Origin of the sequence: Corallococcus sp. AB045 (assembly GCF_003668895.1) — a bacterium.
Taxonomy (GTDB): domain Bacteria; phylum Myxococcota; class Myxococcia; order Myxococcales; family Myxococcaceae; genus Corallococcus; species Corallococcus coralloides.
This window is the reverse complement of the sequence record NZ_RAWN01000018.1, coordinates 48,395-72,158: the sequence shown is the minus strand read 5'-3', so window position 1 is coordinate 72,158 and position 23,764 is coordinate 48,395. Positions and strand designations below refer to the sequence as shown.

Genomic DNA, 23,764 nt, shown 5'->3' with positions numbered 1-23,764 from the left:
GCGCCGCCCGTCTTCGCCAGCACTTTCGTGATGGCCGCCGTCAGCGACGTCTTGCCGTGGTCCACGTGCCCAATCGTTCCGATGTTCACGTGGGGCAGGCTGCGATCGAACTTTTCCTTGGACATGAACCGCTCCTCACGACGCCGCCTGTGCAACCCCGGCGGTATAGGACTTCGGGAGAACTTCCGAGGGGTGCTGCGTGTGCTTCAAAGCCGCTGGAACGTCAACAGAATTCGCCCGGCGGCTCTCCCAGCGGGCGGGAGGTCAGTAGCTCGGGTTGAGCGCTGACTTCGGCGCCGGTGCGTAGTGCTTGAACTGCATGGTGTAGGTCGCCCTTCCCTGGCTCTTGCTCCGCAGGTCGGTCGAGTACCCGAACATGGCGGCCAGGGGCACCTCCGCCTGGATGGCCTGCACGCCGCCAGGCCGGGGCGTCATGCCCAGGATCTTGCCGCGCCGGCCGTTCAGGTCGCCGATGACGTCGCCCATGGAGGCCTCCGGGGTGACGACCTCCGTGGCCATGATGGGCTCGAGCAGGACGGGGTTCGCCGCGCGGACCGCGTCCTTGAAGGCCATGGAGCCGGCGATCTTGAAGGCCATCTCTGACGAGTCCACGTCGTGCATGGAGCCGTCGTAGGCCTCCACCTTCACGTCCACCATGGGGTAGCCGGCGACGGGGCCGTTCTGCATGGCCTCCTTCGCGCCGTCGCGCGCGGCGTCCACGAACTCCTTGGACACGGCGCCCCCGGTGATGCTGCTGACGAACTCGAAGCCCTTGCCGGGCTCGTTCGGGGACACGCGCAGGTTGATGTGGCCGTACTGCCCCTTGCCGCCCGCCTGGCGGATGTACTTGCCCTCCGCGACCTTCGTCGCTGTCACCGTCTCGCGGTAGGCCACCTGCGGCTTGCCGATGTTCGCGTCCACCTTGAACTCGCGCAGGAGCCGGTCGACGATGATTTCGAGGTGCAGCTCGCCCATGCCGGCGATGAGCGTCTGGCCCGTCTCCTCGTTGGAGCGCACGCGGAAGGACGGGTCCTCCATGGCCAGCCGCTGCAGGGCCTGGATGATCTTGTCCTGGTCCGCGGTGGACTTCGGCTCGATGGCGATGTCGATGACGGGCTCCGGGAACTCCATCCGCTCCAGGATGACGGGCTGCTTGTCGTCACAGAGCGTGTCGCCCGTGCTCGCCAGCTTCAGGCCCACCACCGCGCAGATGTCGCCGGCGTAGCACTCCGTCAGTTCGTCCTTCTTGTCCGCGCGCATCTGCACGAGCCGGCTGACACGCTCGCGCTTGCCCTTCACGGAGTTCCACACCGCAGTGCCCGCCTCCAGCTTCCCCGAGTAGACGCGCAGGAACGTCAGCGTCTGCGAGGAGAAGGACGGGTCGTTCATGATCTTGAACGCCAGCGCGCTGAAGGGCGCGTCGTCGCGTGTCTCGCGGATGACGTCCTCGCCCTTGGGCGTCTTGGCCTGCACCGGCGGGATGTCCAGCGGGCTGGGCAGGTAGTCCACCACCGCGTCCAACAGCGGCTGCACGCCCTTGTGGCGGAACGCCGAGCCGCAGAACACCGGAAACAGCCTCAGCCCCACACAGCCCTTGCGGATGGCGCCGCGCACCTCGTCCTCGGTGAGCTCATCGCCGTTGAGGAACTTCTCCGTGAGCGCGTCGTCCTGCTCGGCGGCGGCCTCCAGCAGCTCCCCGCGCGCGGCAGCGGCGGCCTCCTGGTACTCTGCGGGGATGTCCACGATGTCGAAGCGGCTGCCCTGCTCCGAGTCCTGGAACACCAGCGCCTTCATGCGCACCAGGTCGATGACGCCCTTGAGCTTGTCCTCGCTGCCCAGGGGCAGCTGCATGCGCACGGGGCGCGCGCCCAGCTTCTCCTTGATGGTGCCGACGGACATCTCGAAGTCCGCGCCCACGCGGTCCATCTTGTTGATGAAGCAGATGCGCGGGACCTTGTAGCGGTCCGCCTGACGCCACACCGTCTCCGACTGCGGCTCCACGCCGTTGACCGCGTCGAACACGGCGATGGCGCCGTCGAGCACGCGCAGCGAGCGCTCCACCTCGATGGTGAAGTCCACGTGGCCAGGCGTGTCGATGATGTTCACGCGGTAGCGCTGGCCCGTCCGCTCCCAGAAGGCGCTGATGGCCGCGGAGGTGATGGTGATGCCGCGCTCGCGCTCCTGGACCATCCAGTCCGTGGTGGTGGTGCCTTCGTGCACCTCGCCCATCTTGTGGATGGCGCCTGTGTAGAACAGGATCCGCTCGGTGGTGGTCGTCTTGCCGGCATCGATGTGCGCCATGATGCCGATGTTGCGGTAGCGCTCGAGGGGGAACTCACGGGCCATGACTCGGTTCCTTCCAGACGTCTCAAAGCTTCTGCCAGGGCAGATAAACAAAACCGCCCGGACGCTGGCAGCGCATCCGGGCGGCAACCGCGAAGCCCCTTTCGGGACCTACCAGCGGTAGTGAGCGAAGGCCTTGTTGGCTTCCGCCATCTTGTGCGTGTCTTCACGCTTCTTCACCGCGTTACCGCGGTTGTTGGCGGCGTCCATGATCTCGCCGGCCAGCTTCTCCTGCATGGTCTTCTCACCGCGCGCCTTGGCGTAGGAGATGATCCAGCGCATGCCCAGCGCGACGCGGCGGTCCTGACGGACCTCCACGGGCACCTGGTAGGTGGCGCCACCGACGCGGCGGCTCTTCACCTCGAGGACGGGCTTGACGTTGTCCAGGGCCTTCTTGAACGTCTTGAGGGGGTCTTCCTTCGCGCGCTCCTCCATGAGGGCGAAGGCGCCGTAGCACACGCCCTCCGCGATGGACTTCTTCCCCTTGCGCATCAGGTCGTTGACGAACTTGGTGACGAGCCGGTCCTGGAACTTCGGATCCGGGAGAATCTTCCGCTTGGCGACTACGCGACGACGAGGCATCTCTTCCCTTACGCCCCACTCTCCTCGCTCGGAGGAAAGCCTTGTTCAGGGGCTTCAAGAACACTGCTTGGAACTTCCAGGGACACTCCCCAGGGTGTGGGGCCAGCGTCCGACACTGCTTCAGGTACCGCGAAGGTGTTCCGCGCCAACGACGCGCGGGAGAACCGGACTAGCTGGGGCGCTTGGCGCCGTACTTGGAGCGGCTCTGCTTGCGACCGGCAACGCCCACGGAGTCCAGCGTGCCGCGGATGATGTGGTAGCGAACGCCCGGGAGGTCCTTCACACGGCCACCGCGGATCATGACCACCGAGTGCTCCTGGAGGTTGTGACCCACGCCGGGGATGTAGGAAGTCACCTCGATGCCGTTGGTGAGACGCACGCGGGCCACCTTGCGGAGGGCCGAGTTCGGCTTCTTCGGGGTCGTGGTGTAGACGCGCGTGCAAACACCGCGCTTCTGGGGGCACTCCTTCAGGGCAGGGCTCTTGCCCTTGATGTTGAGCTTCTCGCGGCCCTTGCGGACGAGCTGGCTGATGGTCGGCACTGAAACCTCTTCTTCGTGGGAACCCCGCGTCCGGCTACACGAAAGCGGAGCATATCTACCTACAGGCTACACAAAAGGCCCGCGAGTATAGGGAGGGCCCCCCGGGTGTCAAGCATGGCCTGCCCCTGGGCCAGAACCGGCCAGAGGACCCGGGTGCATTCCCCTCACACCCGAAAAACCTGGGACGACGACAACGGGCGGACGCTCTACTCCCTTACGGCCCTAGAAGTCGAGGACCATCACGATCGCGTCCTCGCCCTCGTCCACGTAGTAGTTCGGGCGGATGCCGACCGGCCGGAAGCCCAGCGAGCGGTAGAGGTTGAGGGCGGACTCGTTGCCCCGGCGCACCTCCAGGGTGGCCAGCGAGCAGCGCCGCGCCACGCCCCGGCGAAGCACCTCCTCCATCACGACGCGCGCGACGCCCCGGCGTCGGTGCACGGGAGCGGTGGCGACATTCAGGACGTGGACCTCGTCATGGACGATCCAGAAGATGGCCAGGCCCAGCAGGGCGACGCCGCCTTCGGACAGCGGCTCCTCCACGAGGAGGATGGTGGACCAGTCGTGCTGGAGCTCGCGCCCGAGCAGCTCCGTGGACCAGGGGTTCTTGAAGGACGCCTTCTCCAGCGCCATCACCGCCGGCATGTCGTCCACGGTCATCTGCCGGATCAGGAAGCCCTTGGCCTTGTCGGGCGTCCCGTCGTCCCGCAGCCGTCTCATCGCCGTGCCTCCCGCGCGAAGGGCGCCACCCGCCGCACCTGCGCCGACTTGCGTACTTCAGCCAGGGCCTGGGCCGCCAGCTCTCCGTAGCGCGCCCGGACCAGCTCCTCGCGGATGGCCGTGCGCGCTGCCTGGTCGAACTCACCGGGGTACAGGTCCCGGTGGGCGTCATAATGGTGACGGACCTCCGCCTCGCTCACCTGTGCCTTCAACCGGACGCGGCTGTCGAGGATTCGTTCCGCCCGCAAGCCCCGCGCCAGCACGGCCTCCAGGGCGCTTCGGTCCACGCCGTGCCGGTCCAGGAAGCGCCGGAGCGACTCCTCCCCACCCAGCCGCGCCCGGACGGCGTCCAGCCGGGCCTGCACCTCCGCCGGTTCGGCCGGGAAGGCCTGCAGGCGGTCCGCGCTCAGGACCTGGAGGCGCTGGTTGATGGACAGCTCCAGCGCCCCCCGGAGCGTCTGCTCGTCCAGAGGCAGGGCGGCGGCCTGCACGGCCCCCCGCTGGATCAGCGCCACCCGGGCCTCCATCTCCAGCTCGCTCTGGGTGAGGACCTGGCCCTCGATGACCGCTACGACGCGGTCCACCACCCTGCCCTCCTCCACGACGGGAGCGGGCGGCGGGGGGGCGGCGTGGGCGGTCGCCACTGACCCCAGGGCGATTCCCAGAGCCGCTGGGAGCAGCCCGCACGCCAGCCACAGGGGGGCCTTCCGGCGGGCGCGCGGTGCTGGCATGGCCTTCCTCATCTTGCGGCGACTGTAACCATCGCGGTGCTGTCCGGACATCCCGTGCTGGCGCTCACCGCACCGCTGGTTACGTTCTCCCTTGTCGGGTACTGCACCACCCTCAAAACCTATGGCTGACGACTACTACCAGATTCTGGGCGTGCCACGGACGGCCTCGGCGGACGACCTCAAGAAGGCCTTCCGGAAGCTGGCGCGCCAGCACCACCCCGACGTCAACCCAGGCGACAAGGGGGCGGAGGAGAAGTTCAAGCGCATCAACACCGCCTTCGAGGTGCTGGGAGACCCGAAGAAGCGCGCGCTCTACGACGAGTTCGGCGAGGACGCGGAGAAGATCGGCTTCGATGAGAAGAAGGCCGCGGCCTACCGCCAGTACCGCGCCGCCCAGGCGGCCGGGGGCAGCGGGGGCGGAGGCATCCCCTTCAGCACCGAGGGCGTGGACCTGGGGGATCTCTTCAACGACATCTTCGGGCGCTCGGGCGGAGGCGGCGGGGGAGCCGGCGGCTTCGACATCAACGACCTCTTCGGCCGGGGCCGGGGCGGCAGCCGATCCACCGCGGCCGAGCGCGGCGATGACCTGACGACCCGCGTGCAGATCTCCCTCGCGGAGGCCGTCACCGGCACCGAGCGCGCGTTGACGCTCCAGCGGCCGGGCCGCTGCTCCAAGTGCCACGGCGAGGGCAACACGGGGAAGCTCGTGACGTGCCCCACCTGCAACGGCACGGGGCGGGCCCGGCGGGGCGGCGCCATGTTCGGCGGATCCGGCGTGTGCCCCACCTGCCGCGGCAGCGGGAAGGCCCCGGAGCCCTGCTCCCAGTGCGGAGGCAGCGGCATCAAGGAGGAGACGACCCGGCTGACGGTGAAGATTCCGGCGGGCGTCGTCACCGGCTCCAAGGTGCGGCTGGCCGGCCAGGGCGCGGCGGGCATCCAGGGGGGCCCTCCGGGGGACCTCTACATCGAGACGGAGGTGGCCGAGCATCCGCTGGTGCGCCGCGAAGGCGACGACCTCTACCTGGACCTGCCGGTGACGGTCTCCGAGGCGCTGCTGGGCGGCGAGGTGCGCGTGCCTACGTTCCAGGGTGAGGTGACGCTGAAGGTGCCTCCAGGTTCACAATCCGGCCGCAAGATGCGGCTCAAGGGGCGCGGCGTGCCGTCGCTCCGGGGCGGCACTCCGGGCGACATGTACCTGCTGCTCCAGGTGAAGGTCCCCGAGGAGGCCACGGACGACGTCCGGGCCGCCGCGGAGACGCTGGCGCGGGCCTACCGGGGCGACGTGCGCCGGGAGCTGACGTTGTAGTTGTCGTTGCCACTTGTCCTGGAAGGCGCACCGTCCTACATCGCGCCTCCACTCTTCCGAATCCGGAGCGGGTACGTACTTATGGGTCTCTTCGATTTCCTCACGGGCGGCTCGGGCCCCGATAAAGCCCTCAAGCTCAAGTCCAAGGTGACCCAGAAGTACGGGGAGCCGTCCACGCGGCAGAAGGCCCTGCAGCAGCTGGGGGAGATGAAGTACCCCGAGGCCGTCACGGTGCTGCTGAGCCGGTTCACCATCACCGTGGACCCGCTCACCACCGACGCGGACGAGAAGGAGCACACCTTCGACCTGATCAAGCACTTCGGTCAGGACGCCGTCGCGCCGGTGAGCGCCTTCCTCAAGACGAGCGATCAGGCCACGTCCTGGGCGCTGCGCATCCTCCAGGAGCTGCTCGCCGAGGACGCGCTCATGGGCGTCATCACCGACACGCTCCAGCACCTGTCCTCCCGCTACACGCGCGACCCGGAGAAGAAGGTCGTGCTGCTCCACCACGTGCTGGGCAAGCAGGATCCGCGCGTGGCCCAGGCCGTCCTCCCCTTCCTGGAGGACATGTCCGACGACGTGAAGATCGCCGCCATCAACGTCCTGGGGCCCCTGAAGCACGAGCCGGCGCGCGAGCCCCTGCTCCAGCTGCTCACCTCCGAGGACACCGCGCGCCGCGTGCAGACCGCGGCGCTGGCGGCCCTGGCGGAGAGCGGCTTCGCCGTGCAGGGCTACCAGGAGAAGGTGCAGGCCGCCCTCGTGGAGCCCTACAGCCTGGACAAGGACGGCCGCATCCAGCGCCGACCCTGAGTCATTCCAGTACCCCGGCCCGGGAAGCGGCCGGAGGGGCTGGGGGGCTGTCGGGCACCTGACACGCTCGGCGTTGGTGGAGGGCACCGGGCTCCGGTGCGGTTCCCTCCCACGCGAGACATGAAGCAGGATTCACGCGTGCCATCGAAGAAGAAGGGTCCGCAGCTCGCAGAGGTCGTCCCTCTGCGTCCCGCCATCACCGCGAAGAAGGCCCCACCGAAGCGCGCGGCGAAACCGCCGCCGCCGGTGGACACGGACGCCGCCGCCCAGGCCTTGCTGGAGATGGGCCGGCAGCTCACCGACAACGCCGGCCCCACCGAGGCCCTGCGCGCGCAGCTGCAGACGCTCCACACGCTGCTCAAGCCGAAGGTCTGCTACGTCGCGCGCCACTTCCCGTCGCGCAACCAGCTGCACGTGGAGCACGTGCGCGGACGCTACGACGAGCGCGTCACCGCCGCCGTCCCGGGCGAGGGCGTGGTGGGCCGGTGCTTCACCGACAAGGTGCTCCTGCGCGAGGACGACACCGTCGCCGTGCCCCTGGAGGGGCCGCAGGGCGTGACGGGCGTGCTCGTGGTGCTGGGCGCGCGCCGGAAGGCTTCCGACATCTTGATGCAGTCTCTGGCGTCGCAGCTCACCGCCGCCTACGAGGTGGCCCGGCTGCGCGACGACAGCGCCCGGCGCAACAAGGACCTGCAGACGGCCATCGCGGGCTTGAAGAGCCTGGAGCAGAACCGCGAGGAGCTGCTCGGCAATGTGTCCCATGACTTGAAGAACCCGCTCACCACCATCAAGGCCTACCTGGCCATGCTGGGCCGGGAGAAGCTGGGCACGCTGACGGACGGGCAGCGCCGCGCGGTGCAGATCTGCGATCGCAACGCGGACCGGCTGCTCCAGCAGGTGAACGACCTGGTGCTGATGTCCCGGCTGTCGTCCGGGAAGATGCAGCTCAACCAGCGCCCCTTCGGCCTCAAGGCCGTGGCGGAAGAGGTGGTGCGGGGGCTGGGCGCCGTCGCGGAGCACAGCCGCGTGCGCGTGGTGATTCCGCCCTGCCCGGAGGTGTTCGTCCGGGGCGACCGCGAGCGCATCTCCGAGGCCATCCACAACCTGGTGGAGAACGGCATCCACCACAGCGAGACGGACGACGTCGTCGAGGTGAGCGTGTCGTCCAGCGAGGGACTGGGCGTCCTCACCGTGAAGGACTCCGGCCAGGGCATGACGGCGGAAGCCCTGGAGCACGTGTTCGACTCGTTCTACCGCGCGCAGCCGGGCATGCCCCGTCCGCCGGGCACGGGCCTGGGCCTGCCGCTGGTGGCCAAGATTGTCGCGCTGCACGGCGGCCGCGTGGACGCCAGCAGCATCCTGGGCGAGGGCAGCACGTTCCAGATGGTCCTGCCCCTGTTCGCGAGCGCCGTGAGCGCCCCGGACGTGAACCAGGCCGCGCCCAAGGCGGGCGGCATCCTCCTGGTGGAGGACGACGTGGACTGCCGCGAGGTGCTGGAGCAGGTGCTGGAGCAGGAGGGCTACCGGGTGATGGCCACCTCCGGCGCCGCCGAGGCACGCTCCATCCTGTCCCACATCCGGCCGGCCATGGTGCTGCTGGACCTGCGGTTGTCAGGGGAGGACGGACGCTCCGTGCTCCACTACATCCGCACCACGGAGTCGCTGGCTGACGTGGTCGTCTACATCATCTCCGGCGCGAGCGACGTCGCGTCCCTCACCTCGGGTGAAGGGCCGGACCGCATCGACGGGTACTTCGAGAAACCGCTGAAGCTGCCCAAGCTGCTGGACACCGTGGCCTCGGTGGTGCGCCCCAAGAGCCGCGGCCCTGCCGTGCCCTGAATGACGCTCTGACGCCTTCCCCACAGAAGAGGTGGCTGGAAGGCGCCCCGCCTTGGGTAGTATCCGCGCGGTCCATGAGCACTTCCGTCTATAGCCGCTACCGCGCCGCGTTCGCCCAGGCCCTCGCCGGGGCCCTGGGTGTCCCCGCCGCCGACATCGAGCCCCAGGTCAAGCCCGCGGATCCCGCGCACGGCGACCTGAGCTTCGCCACCTTCCCCCTCGCCAAGGCGCAGAAGAAGGCGCCCCCCGCCATCGCCGCGCAACTGGCGCAGGCGCTCCAGGTCCCCGGCCTGGAGGTCAAGGCCGTGGGCCCGTACGTCAACGCGCGCTTCCTTCCCCTCCCCTTCACCCAGGAGGTCATCGACGGCGTGCGCCTGGCGGGGCTCGCCTACGGCAGCGACGCGGAGGACGGCAAGGGCAAGACGGTGGTCATCGACTACTCGTCGCCCAACATCGCCAAGCCCATTGGCTTCCATCACATCCGCACCACGTTCCTGGGTCACTGCATCGCGAACCTGTACCGCGCGCTGGGCTGGCGCGTGGAGGGCATCAACTACCTGGGTGACTGGGGCAAGCAGTTCGGCCTCGTCGCCGTGGGCTTCCAGGAGTTCGGCAAGGAGGAACTCCGGGAGGACATGGCGCATCTGGTCCAGGTCTACGTGCAGGCCAACAAGCGCGCCGGTGAAGACCCGGCCTTCGACGAGAAGGCCCGCGAGTTCTTCCGCCGCATGGAGGCGGGCGAGCCGGAGGCGATGAAGCTCTGGAACCAGTTCCGGGAGACGAGCCTCAAGGGCTTCAAGCGCGTCTACGCGCGCATGGGCATCGACTTCGAGCACATCGAGGGCGAGAGCCGCTACCAGGGCAAGATGGACGCGGTCATCGACCAGATCGCGAAGAAGCCCGGCGTGAAGGAGTCCCAGGGCGCCATCATCGTGGACATGCCCTACGCGGACGGCGAACCGCCCGTGCTGCTCAAGAAGAACGACGGCAGCACGCTCTACGCCACGCGCGACCTGGCGGCCGCCGAGGACCGCCACGCGCGCTTCAACTTCGACAAGTCGCTCTACGTCGTCGCGCAGGACCAGGCGCTGCACTTCCGGCAGGTGTTCCGCACCCTGAAGGAGATGGGCCAGCCGTGGGCGGACAAGTGCGTGCACGTGCCGTTCGGCCGCATCCACGGAATGAGCACGCGCAAGGGCCAGGTGGTGGAGCTGGATCAGGTCCTGGACGAGGCGAAGGAGCGCGTGCTCCAGCGCGTGAAGGAGAACGTCGCGCAGGGCAACCTGGAGACGGCCGACGCGGACGCCCTGTCGGAGCAGATCGGCCTGGGCGCCATCGTCTTCGGCGACCTGAAGCACAACCGCGCCAGCGACTACACCTTCGACTGGGACGAGGTGACGAGCCTGGAGGGGCACACGGGGCCCTATCTCCAGTACGCGCACGCCCGGAGCGCGAACGTGCTGCGCAAGGGCGGCGGCGTGCCCACTGCGTATGATCCGGCGCTGCTTACGCTCCCGGAGGAGCAGGCGCTGGTGCGTGAGCTGATGCGGCTGCCGGACACGGTGAAGGCGGCGGCGGAGCAGTACGAGCCCAGCCTGGTGGCGCGGCTGCTCCTGGACGTGGCGGCGGCGTACAGCCGCTACTACACGGCCGGCAACAAGGACCGCGACAAGCGCATCCTCGTGGAGGGAAATGACGCGGTGCGCGCGGCCCGGTTGGCGCTCACGGACGCGACACGAATCACGTTGGCGGCGGGGCTCACCTTGCTGGGCATCCCGACGCCGGAAAACATGTAGCCTGGGGGGCTGCGATGGACACCGCGCTGGCGCAGACCACGACGCAAGGAGAGGCTTTGAAGGAGGAATTCGGTCCCATGTCCCGGGTGCTCGGGGCTCGGTACTTCGACGGGGTGCACTTCCCGCCGGAGGCCGAGAACGAGCTGCGCGCGCTCAGCGCCCGGGGCTTCGTGGTGCACGTCATGCGCACCACTGCGTGGATCAACTTCCTCTACATCGCGTGGGCCATGGTCCGGCGGGCCATGCCGCCCATCCGCGCGGTGGTGAACCTGCGTCCGTGGTTCACCAAACCCTGGCGCCAGACGGCGCAGGGCGGCGCGGTGGAGGAGCGCTTCCGCTACGCCCGCGAGCAGGGCGGCAGCGGCCTGGTGTTCCTGCGCCGCACGGCGCTCCTGCACGCCTCCGGCAAGGAGACGCGCGAGGACCCCTTCCCTGAGCTGGTGCGGCTGGCGCGCGGCTCCGAGCGACCGGTGTTCCTGGTGCCGGAGCTGTTCGTCTGGGAGAAGCGCCCCGCGAAGCTCAAGCCGGGCTGGCGCGACGCGCTGTTCGGAAGCCCGGAGGCGCCGGGCTTCGTGCACTCCATGGTGGCGTTCTTCCGCAACTACAAGCGCGCGCAGTTCCGCGTGGGAGAGCCCATCGACCTGCGCCGCTTCATCGAGGAGAACCCGGGCATCAGCGACGAGGTGCTGGCGCGCAAGGTGCGCAGCACGTTGCACGTGTTCCTCGCGCGTGAGACGCGCGCGGTGTTCGGCCCGCCGCAGAAGCCCACGGACCGGCTCATCGAGGAGACACTGCGCGACCGCCAGTTGCGCAAGGTGCTGGACGAGCACGCCGCCTCCACGGGCCGTAAGCCCTCGAGCGTGTATCGCGAGGCCCAGCGCAACCTGGAGGCCATCGCGGCCAAGCCCAACCCGTCCGTGCTGGCGCTCATCGCGCCGGTGCTGGAGTGGGTGTTCAACCGCATCTACGACGGCATCGGCGTGGACGAAGCCGGGCTGCACCGCGCGCTCAAGGCCGCGGGCAAGGCGCCGGTGGTGCTCTGCCCCAGCCACAAGAGCCACGTGGACTACCTGGTGATGAGCTGGGTGCTCTGGAACCGGGGCTACACCGCGCCGCTGGTGGCCGCGGGCGCGAACCTGTCCTTCTGGCCCCTGGGCGTGCTGTTCCGCCGCTGCGGCGCGTTCTTCCTGCGCCGCTCGTTCAAGGGCGACAAGGTCTACGCCGCGTCCTTCAAGGCGTACATCAAGAAGCTGGTGCACGACGGCCTCCACCAGGAGTTCTTCCCGGAGGGTGGCCGCTCGCGCACGGGCAAGCTGCTCACGCCCAAGCTGGGCATGCTCACGTGGCAGGTCGAAGCGGTGCTGGATGGCGCGCGCAACGACCTCTACTTCGTGCCCGTCTCCATCGACTACGAGAAGGTGGTGGAGTCCGACAGCTACTCGAAGGAGCTGGCCGGCGGGGAGAAGAAGCCGGAGGACCTCAAGGCCCTCTTGAGCGCGCCCAAGGTGCTGGCCGCGCGCTACGGCCGCATCCACCTCACCTTCGACGAGCCGCTGTCGCTGGTGGAATTCATGAAGGCGCGTGGCCTGTCGCCGCAGGAGCCGGTGACGGACGAGCAGAAGAAGGGCCTGGTGCGCGCGCTGGGCAACCGCGTGATGTACGGCATCAGCAAGGTGTCCACCGTCACGCCGCACGCGCTGGTGAGCGCGTCGCTCCTGGCCCACCGCCGGCGCGGCCTCACCCAGCGCGAGCTCACGGACCGGATCAGCCTGCTGCGCCGCATCGCCTCCGAGGACGGCGCACGGCTGTCCAAGGAGCTGGCCAACGCGCCGAGCAACCCGGAGACGCTGGGCCCCATCCAGGACGCGATGCGCGAGTTCATCTCCGACGAGATGGTGCGCACGCAGGAGGCGCGCGGTGAGGTCAGCTACCAGGTGGAGGACTCACGCCGCCCGGAGATGTCCTTCTACAAGAACACGCTGATGAACCTGGTGGCCGCGCGCAGCCTGGTGGCCAACGCGCTGCTCGCGGGCACGCCCGCGCCGTACGACACCGTGAAGGCCCGCGCGCTGTTCCTGTCGCGCCTCTTCAAGGTGGAGTTCATCTACCGGGTGGGCGCGTCGTTCGACACCATCTTCGCCGAGTGCGTGGAGCGGCTCGTGCGCATGGGCCTGGTCATCCACGACGGGGACACGCTCACGCGCGCGCCGGAGGCCCATGCCCAGCCGGATCTGGAGTTCCTGGCGGACCTGCTGCGCGACTTCCTGGAAGCCTACCTGCTGGCCGCCATGACGTTGCCGGACGTGGCAGCGGGCGTGGCCACCGACCGCAAGACGTTCGTCAAGCTGGCGCTGGAGACGGGCCGCGGCGAGTACAACGCCGGCCGCATCACCGCCGCCGAGTCCCTGGCGAAGACGACGCTGGAGAACGCGGTGGAGTACCTGTTGGATCAGCGCATCCTCGTGGAAGAGGACAAGAAGCTGCGGCTGGGTGACCCGGCCGCGGCGGCGGAGCTTCCCCGGAAGAACCCGCTCGCGGAGGAGATCCGCGGCTACCTCCACCGGGCCTGACGAAGCTCCTCGTAGCGCCTCGAAGCGAACGCGGCATCCCACCCCTCTCCGCCTGGCGGAGAGGGGGCAGGAGACGACACGGTGGACGAAGCATCCCCTTCCAGCGACCCGCGGCCTGCGGAGGCCCCCGCGCCGCTGACGCCGCCCCACCCCGTGCTCGCCGCGTCCCTGGCCTTCGGGCTCTTCGTGTCGGTGGGCGCCGTCACCCAGCTGCTCAACCCCGCCTTCGGCGTGTGGTTCACGGAGGTGTTCCTCTTCCTGGGCCTCGCGTGGATCATGGTGCGCCGCTCGGGGTACCGGCCCGCCGCGTACGTGGGCCTCACGCCGTTCCTGGGCGCTCCCACCCTGTTCGGCTTCCTGCTGGGCGTGGCCAACTTCGTCGCCGTGGTGGTGCCCGTGCAGTTCCTCGCGCAGCGGGTGGCCCCCGCGTGGCTGCGGGAGATGTTCGACGCCTCGCGCCTCTTCGAAGGCCAGTCGCCAGTGGAGCTGGCGCTGCTGCTGGGCGGCGTGTCCGTGGCCGCGCCGCTGTGCGAGGAGGTCTTCTTCCGCGGCCTCTTCCAGCGCTCCCTGACGCCTCCGGCCCCCGCGTCCCCCTGGCGCGCGTTGATCATCTCGTCCGTGGTGTTCAGCGCGTTCCACCTGGATCCGGTGGGGTTCCTCGCCCGGGCGGAGCTGGGACTGCTGTTCGGCTGGCTCTTCTGGCGCACCGGCTCGCTGTGGCCGGGCATCGCGGCGCATGCGGCCAACAACATCGTGTCGTCGGCGCTGTTCCTCATCGCCACGCACTCGGGGCTCGCGAAGGATGGCGCGCCGGACGATGTGACGGATTGGCGCGCCGTGCTGGGGCTGGCGCTGGTGGGCTGGACGGCGCTCCTGGGCCTGCGCGCCGCGTCCCGGCACTTCCCTTCCGTGTGGGGACGCGGCAGCCCGCCCGGCGACGAGGAGGTGCGCGCCACGAAGCCCGTGCCCCTCTTCGCCCTCCAGTTGCTGCCCTGGGTGACAGCGGCCACGCTGTCCCTGGTGGGACTGGGACTCGTGGATGGGCGAGGCGTGTCGCTGAGCGTCTACGACGTCCAGCACCCGGTGGATCCGCTGCCCAAGGACGCGGACCCGGCGCTCCAGGCTGAGCGAAAGGCCATGCGGCAGCTCCGCGAGGCCGTGCGCAAGGGCGAGGTGCCCATGGAGGCCTATGAAGAGGAGCGCCTCCGGCAGTCGGAGGCGTATGGCCCCGGCAAGGGCAAGGGCAAGCTCAAAGCCAAGAGCAAGAGCAAGCCCGAGATCCGCCTCTGAGGCCCGGAGGGAAGGCTCCCCCCGGGCACCCCGTCACTCCTCCTTGTACGAGCTGACGTGGAACACCGGCCCCACCATGGCGGTGGTGACGGCGTCGCGCTGGATGCTGCCCTCGGCGGAGATGCGCTGACCGTCCTTCTTGATCTTCCGGTCACCGCCCGCGAGCTGGTACGTCCGGCCGTCGTCAGCCTTCAGGACCCACACGCCGCCCTCCAGGTCCCGGTACTGCACCGTGCCGGAGAGCTTCATGCGTCCTCCCGCTTGAGCATCGCGCGGGCGATGACGAGGCACACCACCGTGTTGAAGCCCAGCCACGGCTTCGCCAGGAAGGTGAAGGGCATCCACGCCAGCGCCGGAGCGCCCACCCACGCCGCGTAGGCCAGGAAACCCGCGAAGCCCAACGCCAGGCCGCCCACCGCCGGCCGGAAGCCCCGCCACGCGATGGCCGGCAGCGACAGCACCAGGGGAATGAGCGCGCTGTAGAACAGCGGGTTCACCGCGCCCCGGCCGAAGATGATCCGCTGCCAGTCCGGGATGGGCAGCGACGCCACGCTCACCACGTCCTGCGCCGCGCCCGCCGCGCCCGCGAACCAGGTGCGCAGGAAGAAGAAGCCCACCGTGGAGAGCACCAGCGGCACGAGGAACGCCGGGCGGAAGAGCACGTTGAGGTAGCCCGGACGCTCGCGGCCGCGCAGCGTGAGTAGCACCAGCGCGAGCAGCGCCGCGGCCCAGCCCAACGACGGCCACCGGGGCGAAGCGCCGTTGAAGGCCTTCAGCGAAGCATTCGCGTTGAGGACGCCGTGGCCGTACTCCTCCGTCCAGGCCTGGTTCTCCGCCGCCTTGGCGCCGGTGTAGAGCGCCTGCTCCACCTCGTCCGGCGTGGTGGCGCCCGCACCGTAGAGCATCGCGGCGACGGCGGCCACGTGCGGCGCGGCCATGCTGGTGCCCTGGTACCAGGCGTAGATGGAGCGCGACGGGTCGCGCGGGTCGATGGTGTTCTGAAGGATGCCGCCCGTATCGCCCCGGCTCTTGTCACCACCGGGCGCCGCGATGTCCAGCTCCTTGCCGTAGGACGAGTACGGCGCGCGCGTGCCGGACGGGCCCACCGCGCTCACCGCCACCGCGCCGGGGTACGCCGCGGGGAACTCCACCTTGCCGCGCCCGGTGTTGCCCGCCGCGGCCACCACGGTGACGCCCTTCTTGCGCGCGTAGTCCACCGCGCTGGCCATGACCTGCGAGTACAGGCCACCGCCCAGCGACATGTTGATGACCTTCGCGTCGTGGTCCGCCGCGAAGCGGATGGCGTCCGCGATGTCCGCGGAGGTGCCGCTGCCGAAGTGGTTCAGCACCTTGAGCGGCATCAGCGTCGCGTCGAACGCCACGCCCGCCACGCCTTCGCCGTTGTTGGTGGCCTGCGCGATGGTGCCCGCCACGTGCGTGCCGTGGCCATGGTCGTCGTTGGCGTGCTCGTCGTCGTTGACGAAGTCATAGCCCTTCACGAACGACACACCCTTCAGGTCCGGCACCTGCTTGAAGTCGTCGTGGTCCTCGTAGGCGATGCCCGTGTCGATGACCGCCACCACCACGCCCTTGCCCCGGTTGCCGTCCCAGGCCTTCGGCATGTCGATCATCCGGAGGTTCCACTGGGACTCGAACTGGGGGTCGTTCGGCGTGTAGCTGGTGCGCACCTGCATGAGCGGCTCGGCGGACTCCACCGCCGGGTTCTGGCGGATGCGCTGGAGCACGTCCTCCACGTTGTCCACGCCCACCGCCAGCGTGACACCCGTGCGAGGGCCCTCCAGGGAGTTGAACTCCAGGTCCACGCCCCACTCCTGCTCCCAGGCGTCGAACTGCTCCTTGGTGGTGCCGTCCTTGAAGTCCACCACGATGGCGCCGGACACCACGTCGTCCGAGCCCTCCGCCACCGCTCGGGACACCTCCGCCTGCGCGGCCGCCAGGTCCTGCCCGGCCGGGGCCTCCGGCTCCCGCGACGCGGAAGCACACGCCGAGGCCGACAGGGCCAGCGCCGCGAGAACCACGTTCCATCGCCTCATCCGCATCGGGACACTCCTTGAACGAAGACGCCTCGAAGACCCACTACGAACGCACGGCGGGACGATTGGGTCTGCGCTTTCAGTCTGTCCGCCCCCCGGCCAGCCGTGCAAGGCGCCGGGGATGAAGAAAGGTGAAGAAGTCCAACGGTTTGCACGCCAACGCCCTACCCGCCCGCCAGGCGCTGGAGCCACGCCGCCGCCGCCCGCCCCACCTGGGGAAGGTTGCGATGGAAGGTCGCCCCGGCATCGTCGATGACCTCTAAATCGCCCCCGGCCTCCGCGACAGCCGCGGCCAGCGCCGCCCGGGGCACCCGGGTGTCCTGCGCCCCCACGATCACCAGCAGCGGACACGACAGTCGCACGAGTGACAGCGGGTCCACATCTGGCGCCACCAGACACAGTCCGCCCACGGCCGGGTGCCGCTCCTGGAGCGCCAGCGCCACCCGGGCCCCGCCGTGCAGGGACGCCACCGCGAGCGCCGTCGTCCCCGCGTTCTCCAGCGCCACCCGCATCGCCGCCTCCGCATCCTCCACCAGCGCCCCGCCGGTGCCCCGGACGCCCTGGCTGGCCCCCACGCCCCGGTGGTTGAAGCGCAGGGTGGGAAAGCCCGCCCGCGCCACCGCGAAGGCCACCTCCGCCGCCAGGACGTGATCCATCCCGCCCCCTTCTTCCGGCCGGGGCGGGAGGATGAGCAGCGGCGGCGACTTCTGGCCCCGGTGCACCGTGCCCTCCATCACCGTGCCGTCCGAGCCCACGGGGATGAGCGTAGAGCGCTCCAGGAACTGACCTTTCTGGACCATGCCCCCACCTTAAGCCGTCCTGCCGGGTGCGCCCGGGCTGGATTCCCGTCCGGCGTCCCCTCCCGGACGGCCTGTGCCGCAGCGCGTTGCGCACATTCCGTGACCTGCTCGCAACTTTTCGGCGCTTCGGGTGAGAATGGATCAACGCAGCAAGCTTTCCCTTCCCCCTTCAAAAATCCGCACACCGCAGGAGCCTCAAGCCATGGGAACCATCGGGCGCACCTCCAACAACACCATCGCGCGCACCACCACGACCTCGGGGACGACCGGCGCGGCCGCTCCGGCCAAGACGGCCACCCCGGCCACGGCGAAGCCGGCCAACACCGTGAAGGACGGCTTCGACACCAAGGCGTCGAACAGCGCGGTGCGCACCGCGGCCCCCGCGGCCGTGTTCACCGCTCCGGCGGGCGCGAAGGACAAGGCCTATGACGGCAAGATCATGGGCAAGGGCGGGCAGGCCTTCGACGCCAGCACCCCGCTGAGCCAGATCCCGGCCTACGAGCCCAAGGGCGGCGTGAAGCAGCCGGGCACCATCATCTACGTGAACGGGATGATGACGGACAAGGCGGGCCAGGAGACCACGATGCAGGCCATCGCGGACAAGACGGGCCAGAAGACCATCGGTATCCACAACTCCACCGAGGGCTTCTTCAAGGACCTGGGCCAGTGCATCACGGACAAGATGGACAAGGGCAAGAACCCGGCCGTGGACACGCTGGCGGACTCGCTCTACTCGGAGCTGAAGGCCGGCCGTGACGTGCACCTGATGGCGCACAGCCAGGGTGGCCTCATCACCAGCCGCGCGCTGAACGACGTGGCCAAGCGGCTGCGCATCGAAGACGGGCTGTCCCCCGCCCAGGTGCAGGAGAAGCTGGGCAAGGTCTCCGTGGAGACCTTCGGCGCCGCGGCGGCGACCTACCCGGACGGCCCCAAGTACGTCCACTACGTCAACGACAAGGACCCCGTGCCGGGCCTCTTCGGTCTGGGCACCAGCGGCAAGGGCCCCCTGGACCTGCTCAAGCACGCGGGCAAGGACGCGAAGATCCGCTACTTCTCCGAGAAGAGCATCTTCTCCGGCGCGCACAACATCAACGACACGTACCTCAACCAGCGCGTGCCGTTCGACCAGGCCCGCGCCGGCTAGTTCTAATCCCGGGTCCGGACTGGTATGACTGCACGTATGACGCTCGAAGAAGCCCAGCGACTGGTGCAGTCATTCATCCGGGCCCACGGAGGCGATGCGCAGGCCTCCGGGCTGAACGCGAAGGGATTTGGCGGCGCCGCGCTTGGCGACGCGCAGGTCTACTTCGAACACGTGAAGGACTCGGGGGCGCTGAAGTGCAGCGCCCTCATCTACCGCTTCCGCGACGCGCCCCGGCCGGGCGTCATCGACGGGTTCCGTGACGAAGAGAAGAAGGGCACGGACGCCGGCGGCGGCAAGGTGGACTACGAGACCGAGAACAAGTCCCTCTTCCTGAGCCGCACGTACGGCGTGGTGCCGTCGGAGCAGCAGTTCAAGGAAGACGTGGACCGGCTCGTGGAGGCCAGCCTCGTGTGGGGCGACGAAGTGTTCAACCGCGTCGCGGACCGCGTCATCCCCGCGAAGTGATCAGCACGTTCTCCAGCAAGATTCAGTGGCTCTTGTCCTCCATGGGCTTGGCGCGTCCTGCGCCGCCCGCGGGGGGCCCGATGACTCGGGACGCGGCCCGGCAGCTGGTGAAGTGGTACCTCCAGACGCAGGGCGCCGGCGTCTCTGAAGGCCTCAACGAGCAGGGGCTGGGCGGCATGATGAACGGCGAAGGCCAGTACGCCTTCGAGCACGTCGAGTCGCCTCCGGCGCTCAAGTGCAGCGCCCTCATCTACCGGTTCCGCGAACCGCCCAAGCCCGGCATCATCGAGGGCTTCCAACAGCAGCAAGAGGAAGGCACGGACACCGGCGGCGGCAACGTCGACTTCGAGCCCGACACCGGCAATCTCTTCCTGACCCGCACCTACGAAGTCATGCCGGACGGCCGCGAGTTCACCCGCGACCTGGACCGGCTGGGCAAGGCCAGCGTCGTCTGGGGCAAGGACGTGCTGGACCGCGTGGCCCACAAGGTCTTCGGCACCTGAGCGTTCCCGAGCACCAGGGAGGCGCGCCCCATGTCAGGCGCGCCCCGGAGCCGGACGCCGCCGCTACACCGCCTGCATCACGTAGAACTTGAGGTACTTCCCTTCCGGGAACTGCAGGCGCACGGGGTGGTCCGGCGGCTGGTAGCGCTCCTCCACCAGCGCCAGGTCCACGCCGGCCTTGAAGCCCGCCTCGCGCACGGCGCCCATGAACATGTCCCCCGTCACGCGCGCGGAGCACGACGCCGTGGCCAGCAGGCCGCCGGGACGCAGCAGCGCCAGGGCCTGCCGGTTGAGGGACGCGTAGCCGTCCACGGCCGCCTCCACCGCGCGCTGGCTCTTCGCGAAGGCGGGCGGGTCCAGGATGATGAGGTCGAACGTGCGGCCCTCCTCCTTGAACGACTGGATGAGCGCGAACACGTCCGCCGCGAGGAAGTCGTGCTTCGCCGCCGGCAGCCCGTTGCGCGTGAAGTTCTCCCGCGCCAGGGCGATGGCCTCCGGGTCCTGATCCACGGAGAAGACGCTGTTGGCCCCGCCCAGCGCCGCGTTCACGGAGAAGCCGCCGCTGAAGCTGAAGCAGTTGAGCACGTCCCTCCCCTGCCCCAGCCGGCGGATGAGGTAGCGGTTCTCACGCTGATCCAGGAAGAAGCCCGTCTTCTGCCCCTTCCACGCGTCCACCAGGAAGGTGGCGCCGCGCTCGCGGATGGGGATGAGCTCCGGGGCCTCCTCGCCCCACAGCATCTTCCCGCTGCCGCGACCGTCGTCCTCCTCCACGTCGTCGCGCCCCACCTCGTCGCGGCCGAGGATGCCCTTCAGCCCCGGGACGCCCGCCTTCAGCGCCTCCACGATGAGCGGGCGGTACGGGGTGAGGCCCGCCGAGTACAGCTTCATCACCGCCCAGCCCGCGTACAGGTCCACCACCACGCCGGGCAGGCCGTCGCCCTCGCCGTGGATGAGGCGGTAGCTGTCCGTGTCCTTCAGGTCGATGAGCGCAGTGCGCGCGGCCAGGGCCCGCTGCACGCGCTGGGTGATGAAGCGCGAATCCACCGTCTCGCGCGAGTCCCGCGTGAGCACGCGCACCGCGATGGCCGAGTGCGGATCGTAGTACCCGCGCGCGACGAACTTCCCGTTCTCCGTCAGGTCCACCACACTGCCGGCCGGAATCCGCGGCATGTGCTCCAGGGCCTTGCGGAACACCCACGGGTGCCCCGCACGCAGGTGACGCCCCAGGCCTCGGGCCAGCTCCAGCTTCACGACATTCACGTTGAAACTCCTCGACTGCGGGCCGTCCGGCGGCGGGCGAGGAGGGCGCGAGCCAGCTCCTCGAAGCCCCGCCCCTCGGGCGCCCGGGTGATGAAGGCCGGCGGCGCGTCGATGCGATCCAGCACCGCGCGCACGTTGGCCACGCCCACGCCCAGCTTGAACGCCTGGAACATCGGAGCGTCGTTGAAAGAATCCCCCGCGTACACGTACCGGCCGTCCGCGGGGTCCAGCTTCTCGCCCCACGCCACCCTGGCGAAGCGGCGCGACGCGGAGAGCTTGTCGAAGCGGCCCAGCCAGCAGTTGACGTGGACGGACGAACGCACCGCCGTCACGCCCCGGGCCCGCAGCAGCGACTCGATGCGGGAGGCCCCTTCGTCGCCCAGCCGGGCCTCCTCGTTGTAGTCCACCGCCAGGTCCACTTCCGTGTAGCGGCTGTCCACGGACAGGCGGGCACCGGGCACCTGGGCGAGCACTCGCTCGACCTCCTTCTCCAGGCGCTGGCGGTTCGCCACGCGCTGGGCGGGCGGCTCCAGGTACACCTTGCGCAGCTTCCCCCTGGCACCCTTGAGGAAGAACAGCCCGCCGTTCTCCACGACGACGCCGTCCACGGGGAGCTGGCGGGCCCACGCCTCGCCCCACCCCGCCGGACGGCCGCTCACCAGCACCACGCGCAGGCCGGACGCGGACAGCTGCTCCAGGGAGCGCACCGTCTGGCTGCGCAGCTTGTGGCCCGTCGTCAGCGTGCCATCCACGTCGGTGAAGACGCCCTGCACGCCGGACAGGTCCGCCTGCCGCAGGGGGCGCGGCTCCACGGCCTTCACATTCACTGTCGTCACATCACGTCCAGTTGCGCGAGCTGGGACTGGAAGGACTCGATGGTGGAGAGCAGCTCCGGGCCCGTGAGCGTGGCGAGCTTCAGCTTGCGCGCCTTGCGCAGGAACGCGTCCATGGTGGGGTCCCGACCGTAGAGCGACTGCGCGCTGGCCGCGGCCTCCGCCAGCGCCTTCGCGGACGCGACCGGATCCTTCGTGGACTGGGCCAGCGCGCGCTCCAGGCGCACGCCGCACGCGGCCCACACCTCGCGGTCGTGGAGGATGAGCAGCTGGCGCTGGTTCACCGCAGACAGGCCGCGCACCAGCTCCTCCAGCCCTTCCGTCACCGCCAGCAGCCGTCCCTGCTCGGGGGAGGACTCGAGCGCGAGCGCGCCAATCTCCGCGCGGGCCTCCACGATGTGGCGCTTGTCCTGCGCGCGCAGGTTCCGGTACGCGGCGGTGCGGCCAAAGGCGTCCAGCTCCGTCTGGAGCTGCTGCGCGTTCCACAGCACCTCCTCCGGCTTCGCGTCGCGCACCTTGTTGAGCCGCGCCGTGACGATGCGCGACAGGTCGGACGTGATGGCGCGCACCGTGACGGCCGCCTTCACCTCCGCCTCGTAGCCGGGCACCACCTGGGCGCGCGACACCTCGCCGAAGGTGCTCGCGGACTCGAAGACGAGCTGGCTCATCTGTTCGCGGTAGTCGGACCGGAAACGTTGGATTTCCGCCAACAGCTGCCAGCGGTCGCTCACCACGGACGGGTTGCGCATGGCTTCACCCAGCTGGGTGATGCTCTGGGCCAGACTGGCCATGCCCTCCTGGAGTATGGCGGGCACGTCCGCGGGGCCCTTGCGGGACGCGGCCGGCTGCGGCGTACCGGGGAACTGCTCCCGGATGACGTTGAGCAGCGCGTTGACGTCCATCACCGTGTCGCGGATGACGGGCGCCATCTCCTCCCACAGCGACAGGTCGGGGCTGGCGTCGACGACGGGCGTCTCATACTTCACCAGGTCCAGGTCGCTCAGCCGGGAGATGGCCTGGGCCGCGGCGAGATACACCGCTCGAAGCCGCGCGGAGAAGGCGCGGTCGGGCAGCGACTGGAGGATTTGTTCGAGCCTCGGGGTCAGGGAGGCCGGCGGTGGATTCTCGGCGGCAGCGGACACGTTGACCCCACTCTACCGCTCGACATCGCGTCCGGGGAGTTCTAGCAAGCGTCCCGGGCCCGAGGGGTGGGCCGGGGAGTCCACGGAAATGATCCAGGTCTGTCTGTGGGAAGACGGCAGGGCTGTCTCGGGGGGCGAGGAACTGCTCGACCGGCCGGGGCCCAAGTGGATCGACGTCCTGGAGCCGAACGCGGAGGTGCTGGGCCGCCTGGCCGAGCGCTTCCAGCTTCACCGGCTGGCCGTGGAGGACTGCCTGCACCTGGACCAGCGGCCCAAGCTGGAGGAATACCCACACCACCAGTTCATCGTGTTGCAGGGCTTCAGCTGCGGTCCGGACGTCACGGAGCTCACGCTGCACGAGCATCACTTCTTCCTCGCGCAGGACTGGCTCATCAGCGTGCACGCGCTGCGCCTGCCCAGCCATGACGCCGTCCTGCGCCGCGTGAAGGACGACCCCTCGGGCACCCTGGGCCGGGGCGTGGACGTCATCCTCTACCTGCTCGCGGACGCGCTCGTGGACGCGCAGTTCCCCATCATGGACGACTTCAGCGACCGGCTGGACGACCTGGAGGACGCCATCTTCGCGGAGCCGGATCCGGAGCACCTGCAGCGCATCTTCCAGCTCAAGCGCGCGCTGGTGACGCTGCGCCGCGTGCTGTCTCCACAGCGGGACGTGGTGGGCATGCTGTCGCGCCGGGGCATCCCGCAGATTCAGGAGAAGACGACGCTGTACTTCCGCGACGTCTACGACCACCTGGTGCGGCTCTACGAGCAGATTGACGCCAGCCGCGACGTGGTGGGCAACGTGATGGACGGCTACCTGTCCGTGGTGGCCCAACGCACCAACGACATCAGCAAGCAGCTCACCATCTTCGCCACCCTCTTCCTGCCCCTGTCCTTCATCGTCGGCTTCTTCGGGCAGAACTTCGAACAGTTGACGGGACGGGGCTGGTACGCCGCCATGTGGGTGACCATGGTGGGCTTCCCCCTGGGGCTCGTCGGCTGGTTCAAGTACAAGAAGTGGATCTGACGCCGCCC

General features: G+C 69.4%; 22 protein-coding genes. 10 read left to right on the top strand and 12 right to left on the bottom strand.

Features of this window, described 5'->3' with window-relative positions:
• The 6 genes from D7Y21_RS07010 to D7Y21_RS06985 all read right to left on the bottom strand — a co-directional run.
• Window positions 1-125: GTP-binding protein (locus D7Y21_RS07010; protein WP_233588040.1), on the bottom strand; the 125-nt coding region annotated here is incomplete at its 3' end.
• Between the two features lie 139 nt (window positions 126-264).
• Window positions 265-2,346 carry an elongation factor G gene (gene fusA, locus D7Y21_RS07005; RefSeq protein ID WP_121712051.1) on the bottom strand — a complete coding sequence of 694 codons (2,082 nt, stop codon included), beginning with the start codon at window positions 2,344-2,346 and terminating at the stop codon, window positions 265-267.
• Window positions 2,347-2,454: 108 nt separating this feature from the next.
• Window positions 2,455-2,925, bottom strand: a complete 471-nt coding sequence (gene rpsG / locus D7Y21_RS07000; protein WP_014395858.1) for a 30S ribosomal protein S7 — start codon at window positions 2,923-2,925, stop codon at window positions 2,455-2,457.
• Between the two features lie 169 nt (window positions 2,926-3,094).
• A complete protein-coding gene (gene rpsL / locus D7Y21_RS06995) occupies window positions 3,095-3,466 on the bottom strand; it encodes a 30S ribosomal protein S12 (protein ID WP_014395857.1) in 372 nt (123 codons plus the stop codon).
• 222 nt (window positions 3,467-3,688) lie between these two features.
• A complete protein-coding gene (gene rimI / locus D7Y21_RS06990; protein ID WP_120564484.1) occupies window positions 3,689-4,183 on the bottom strand; it encodes a ribosomal protein S18-alanine N-acetyltransferase in 495 nt (164 codons plus the stop codon).
• Entirely contained in the window at window positions 4,180-4,767 is a 588-nt protein-coding gene (locus D7Y21_RS06985; protein ID WP_233612009.1) for a hypothetical protein, read from the bottom strand. Before D7Y21_RS06985 ends, rimI begins: the two co-directional genes overlap by 4 nt.
• A gap of 268 nt (window positions 4,768-5,035) precedes the next feature.
• On the opposite strand from D7Y21_RS06985, the gene D7Y21_RS06980 reads away from it, so the two are divergent.
• The 6 genes from D7Y21_RS06980 to D7Y21_RS06955 all read left to right on the top strand — a co-directional run bounded on the left by D7Y21_RS06980 (window position 5,036) and on the right by D7Y21_RS06955 (window position 14,525).
• Window positions 5,036-6,220, top strand: a complete 1,185-nt coding sequence (locus D7Y21_RS06980) for a DnaJ C-terminal domain-containing protein (RefSeq protein WP_120564482.1) — start codon at window positions 5,036-5,038, stop codon at window positions 6,218-6,220.
• Between the two features lie 81 nt (window positions 6,221-6,301).
• Complete coding sequence (locus tag D7Y21_RS06975) at window positions 6,302-7,030, top strand: HEAT repeat domain-containing protein (RefSeq protein ID WP_121712048.1); 729 nt, start codon at window positions 6,302-6,304, stop codon at window positions 7,028-7,030.
• A 138-nt stretch (window positions 7,031-7,168) separates the two neighbouring features.
• Entirely contained in the window at window positions 7,169-8,869 is a 1,701-nt protein-coding gene (locus D7Y21_RS06970) for a hybrid sensor histidine kinase/response regulator (protein WP_120621762.1), read from the top strand.
• Window positions 8,870-8,943: 74 nt separating this feature from the next.
• Entirely contained in the window at window positions 8,944-10,665 is a 1,722-nt protein-coding gene (gene argS, locus D7Y21_RS06965) for an arginine--tRNA ligase (protein WP_120564480.1), read from the top strand.
• Window positions 10,666-10,679: 14 nt separating this feature from the next.
• Window positions 10,680-13,235, top strand: coding sequence for a 1-acyl-sn-glycerol-3-phosphate acyltransferase (locus D7Y21_RS06960; RefSeq protein ID WP_121712046.1), 2,556 nt, complete (start codon window positions 10,680-10,682; stop codon window positions 13,233-13,235).
• 81 nt (window positions 13,236-13,316) lie between these two features.
• On the top strand, window positions 13,317-14,525 hold the full coding sequence (locus D7Y21_RS06955) for a type II CAAX endopeptidase family protein (protein ID WP_233612008.1): 1,209 nt from the start codon (window positions 13,317-13,319) through the stop codon (window positions 14,523-14,525).
• A gap of 33 nt (window positions 14,526-14,558) precedes the next feature.
• Here D7Y21_RS06955 and D7Y21_RS06950 read toward each other — a convergent pair whose 3' ends face one another.
• The 3 genes from D7Y21_RS06950 to D7Y21_RS06940 all read right to left on the bottom strand — a co-directional run bounded on the left by D7Y21_RS06950 (window position 14,559) and on the right by D7Y21_RS06940 (window position 17,379).
• Window positions 14,559-14,774 carry a DUF5818 domain-containing protein gene (locus D7Y21_RS06950; protein WP_120564478.1) on the bottom strand — a complete coding sequence of 72 codons (216 nt, stop codon included), beginning with the start codon at window positions 14,772-14,774 and terminating at the stop codon, window positions 14,559-14,561.
• Complete coding sequence (locus D7Y21_RS06945) at window positions 14,771-16,585, bottom strand: S8 family serine peptidase (RefSeq protein WP_121712043.1); 1,815 nt, start codon at window positions 16,583-16,585, stop codon at window positions 14,771-14,773. Before D7Y21_RS06945 ends, D7Y21_RS06950 begins: the two co-directional genes overlap by 4 nt.
• Window positions 16,586-16,743: 158 nt before the next feature.
• Complete coding sequence (locus tag D7Y21_RS06940; RefSeq protein WP_121712041.1) at window positions 16,744-17,379, bottom strand: serine aminopeptidase domain-containing protein; 636 nt, start codon at window positions 17,377-17,379, stop codon at window positions 16,744-16,746.
• A 202-nt stretch (window positions 17,380-17,581) separates the two neighbouring features.
• Here D7Y21_RS06940 and D7Y21_RS06935 point away from each other — a divergent pair, with 202 nt between their 5' ends.
• The 3 genes from D7Y21_RS06935 to D7Y21_RS06925 all read left to right on the top strand — a co-directional run bounded on the left by D7Y21_RS06935 (window position 17,582) and on the right by D7Y21_RS06925 (window position 19,491).
• The gene (locus D7Y21_RS06935) at window positions 17,582-18,523 is read left to right on the top strand and encodes a hypothetical protein (protein WP_121712039.1); all 942 of its coding nucleotides are present in this window, start codon (window positions 17,582-17,584) and stop codon (window positions 18,521-18,523) included.
• Window positions 18,524-18,559: 36 nt separating this feature from the next.
• Window positions 18,560-18,988: a hypothetical protein gene (locus D7Y21_RS06930; RefSeq protein ID WP_043321345.1), complete on the top strand. Its 429-nt coding sequence runs from the start codon at window positions 18,560-18,562 to the stop codon at window positions 18,986-18,988.
• 80 nt (window positions 18,989-19,068) lie between these two features.
• A complete protein-coding gene (locus tag D7Y21_RS06925) occupies window positions 19,069-19,491 on the top strand; it encodes a hypothetical protein (RefSeq protein WP_233612007.1) in 423 nt (140 codons plus the stop codon).
• Between the two features lie 63 nt (window positions 19,492-19,554).
• Here the strand turns inward: D7Y21_RS06925 and D7Y21_RS06920 are convergent, their stop codons facing one another.
• Genes D7Y21_RS06920 through D7Y21_RS06910 form a run of 3 tightly spaced genes read right to left on the bottom strand, consistent with a single transcriptional unit; the run spans window position 19,555 to window position 22,726 of the window.
• Window positions 19,555-20,751, bottom strand: a complete 1,197-nt coding sequence (locus tag D7Y21_RS06920; protein ID WP_121712037.1) for a class I SAM-dependent rRNA methyltransferase — start codon at window positions 20,749-20,751, stop codon at window positions 19,555-19,557.
• Complete coding sequence (locus D7Y21_RS06915) at window positions 20,748-21,587, bottom strand: HAD-IIB family hydrolase (RefSeq protein ID WP_121712035.1); 840 nt, start codon at window positions 21,585-21,587, stop codon at window positions 20,748-20,750. The genes D7Y21_RS06920 and D7Y21_RS06915 overlap by 4 nt, the downstream gene beginning before the upstream one ends.
• Window positions 21,584-22,726, bottom strand: coding sequence for a hypothetical protein (locus D7Y21_RS06910; protein ID WP_121712032.1), 1,143 nt, complete (start codon window positions 22,724-22,726; stop codon window positions 21,584-21,586). The genes D7Y21_RS06915 and D7Y21_RS06910 overlap by 4 nt, the downstream gene beginning before the upstream one ends.
• Before the next feature lie 88 nt (window positions 22,727-22,814).
• Here D7Y21_RS06910 and D7Y21_RS06905 point away from each other — a divergent pair, with 88 nt between their 5' ends.
• Window positions 22,815-23,756, top strand: coding sequence for a magnesium transporter CorA family protein (locus tag D7Y21_RS06905; RefSeq protein ID WP_121712030.1), 942 nt, complete (start codon window positions 22,815-22,817; stop codon window positions 23,754-23,756).
• Window positions 23,757-23,764 lie beyond the last annotated feature (8 nt).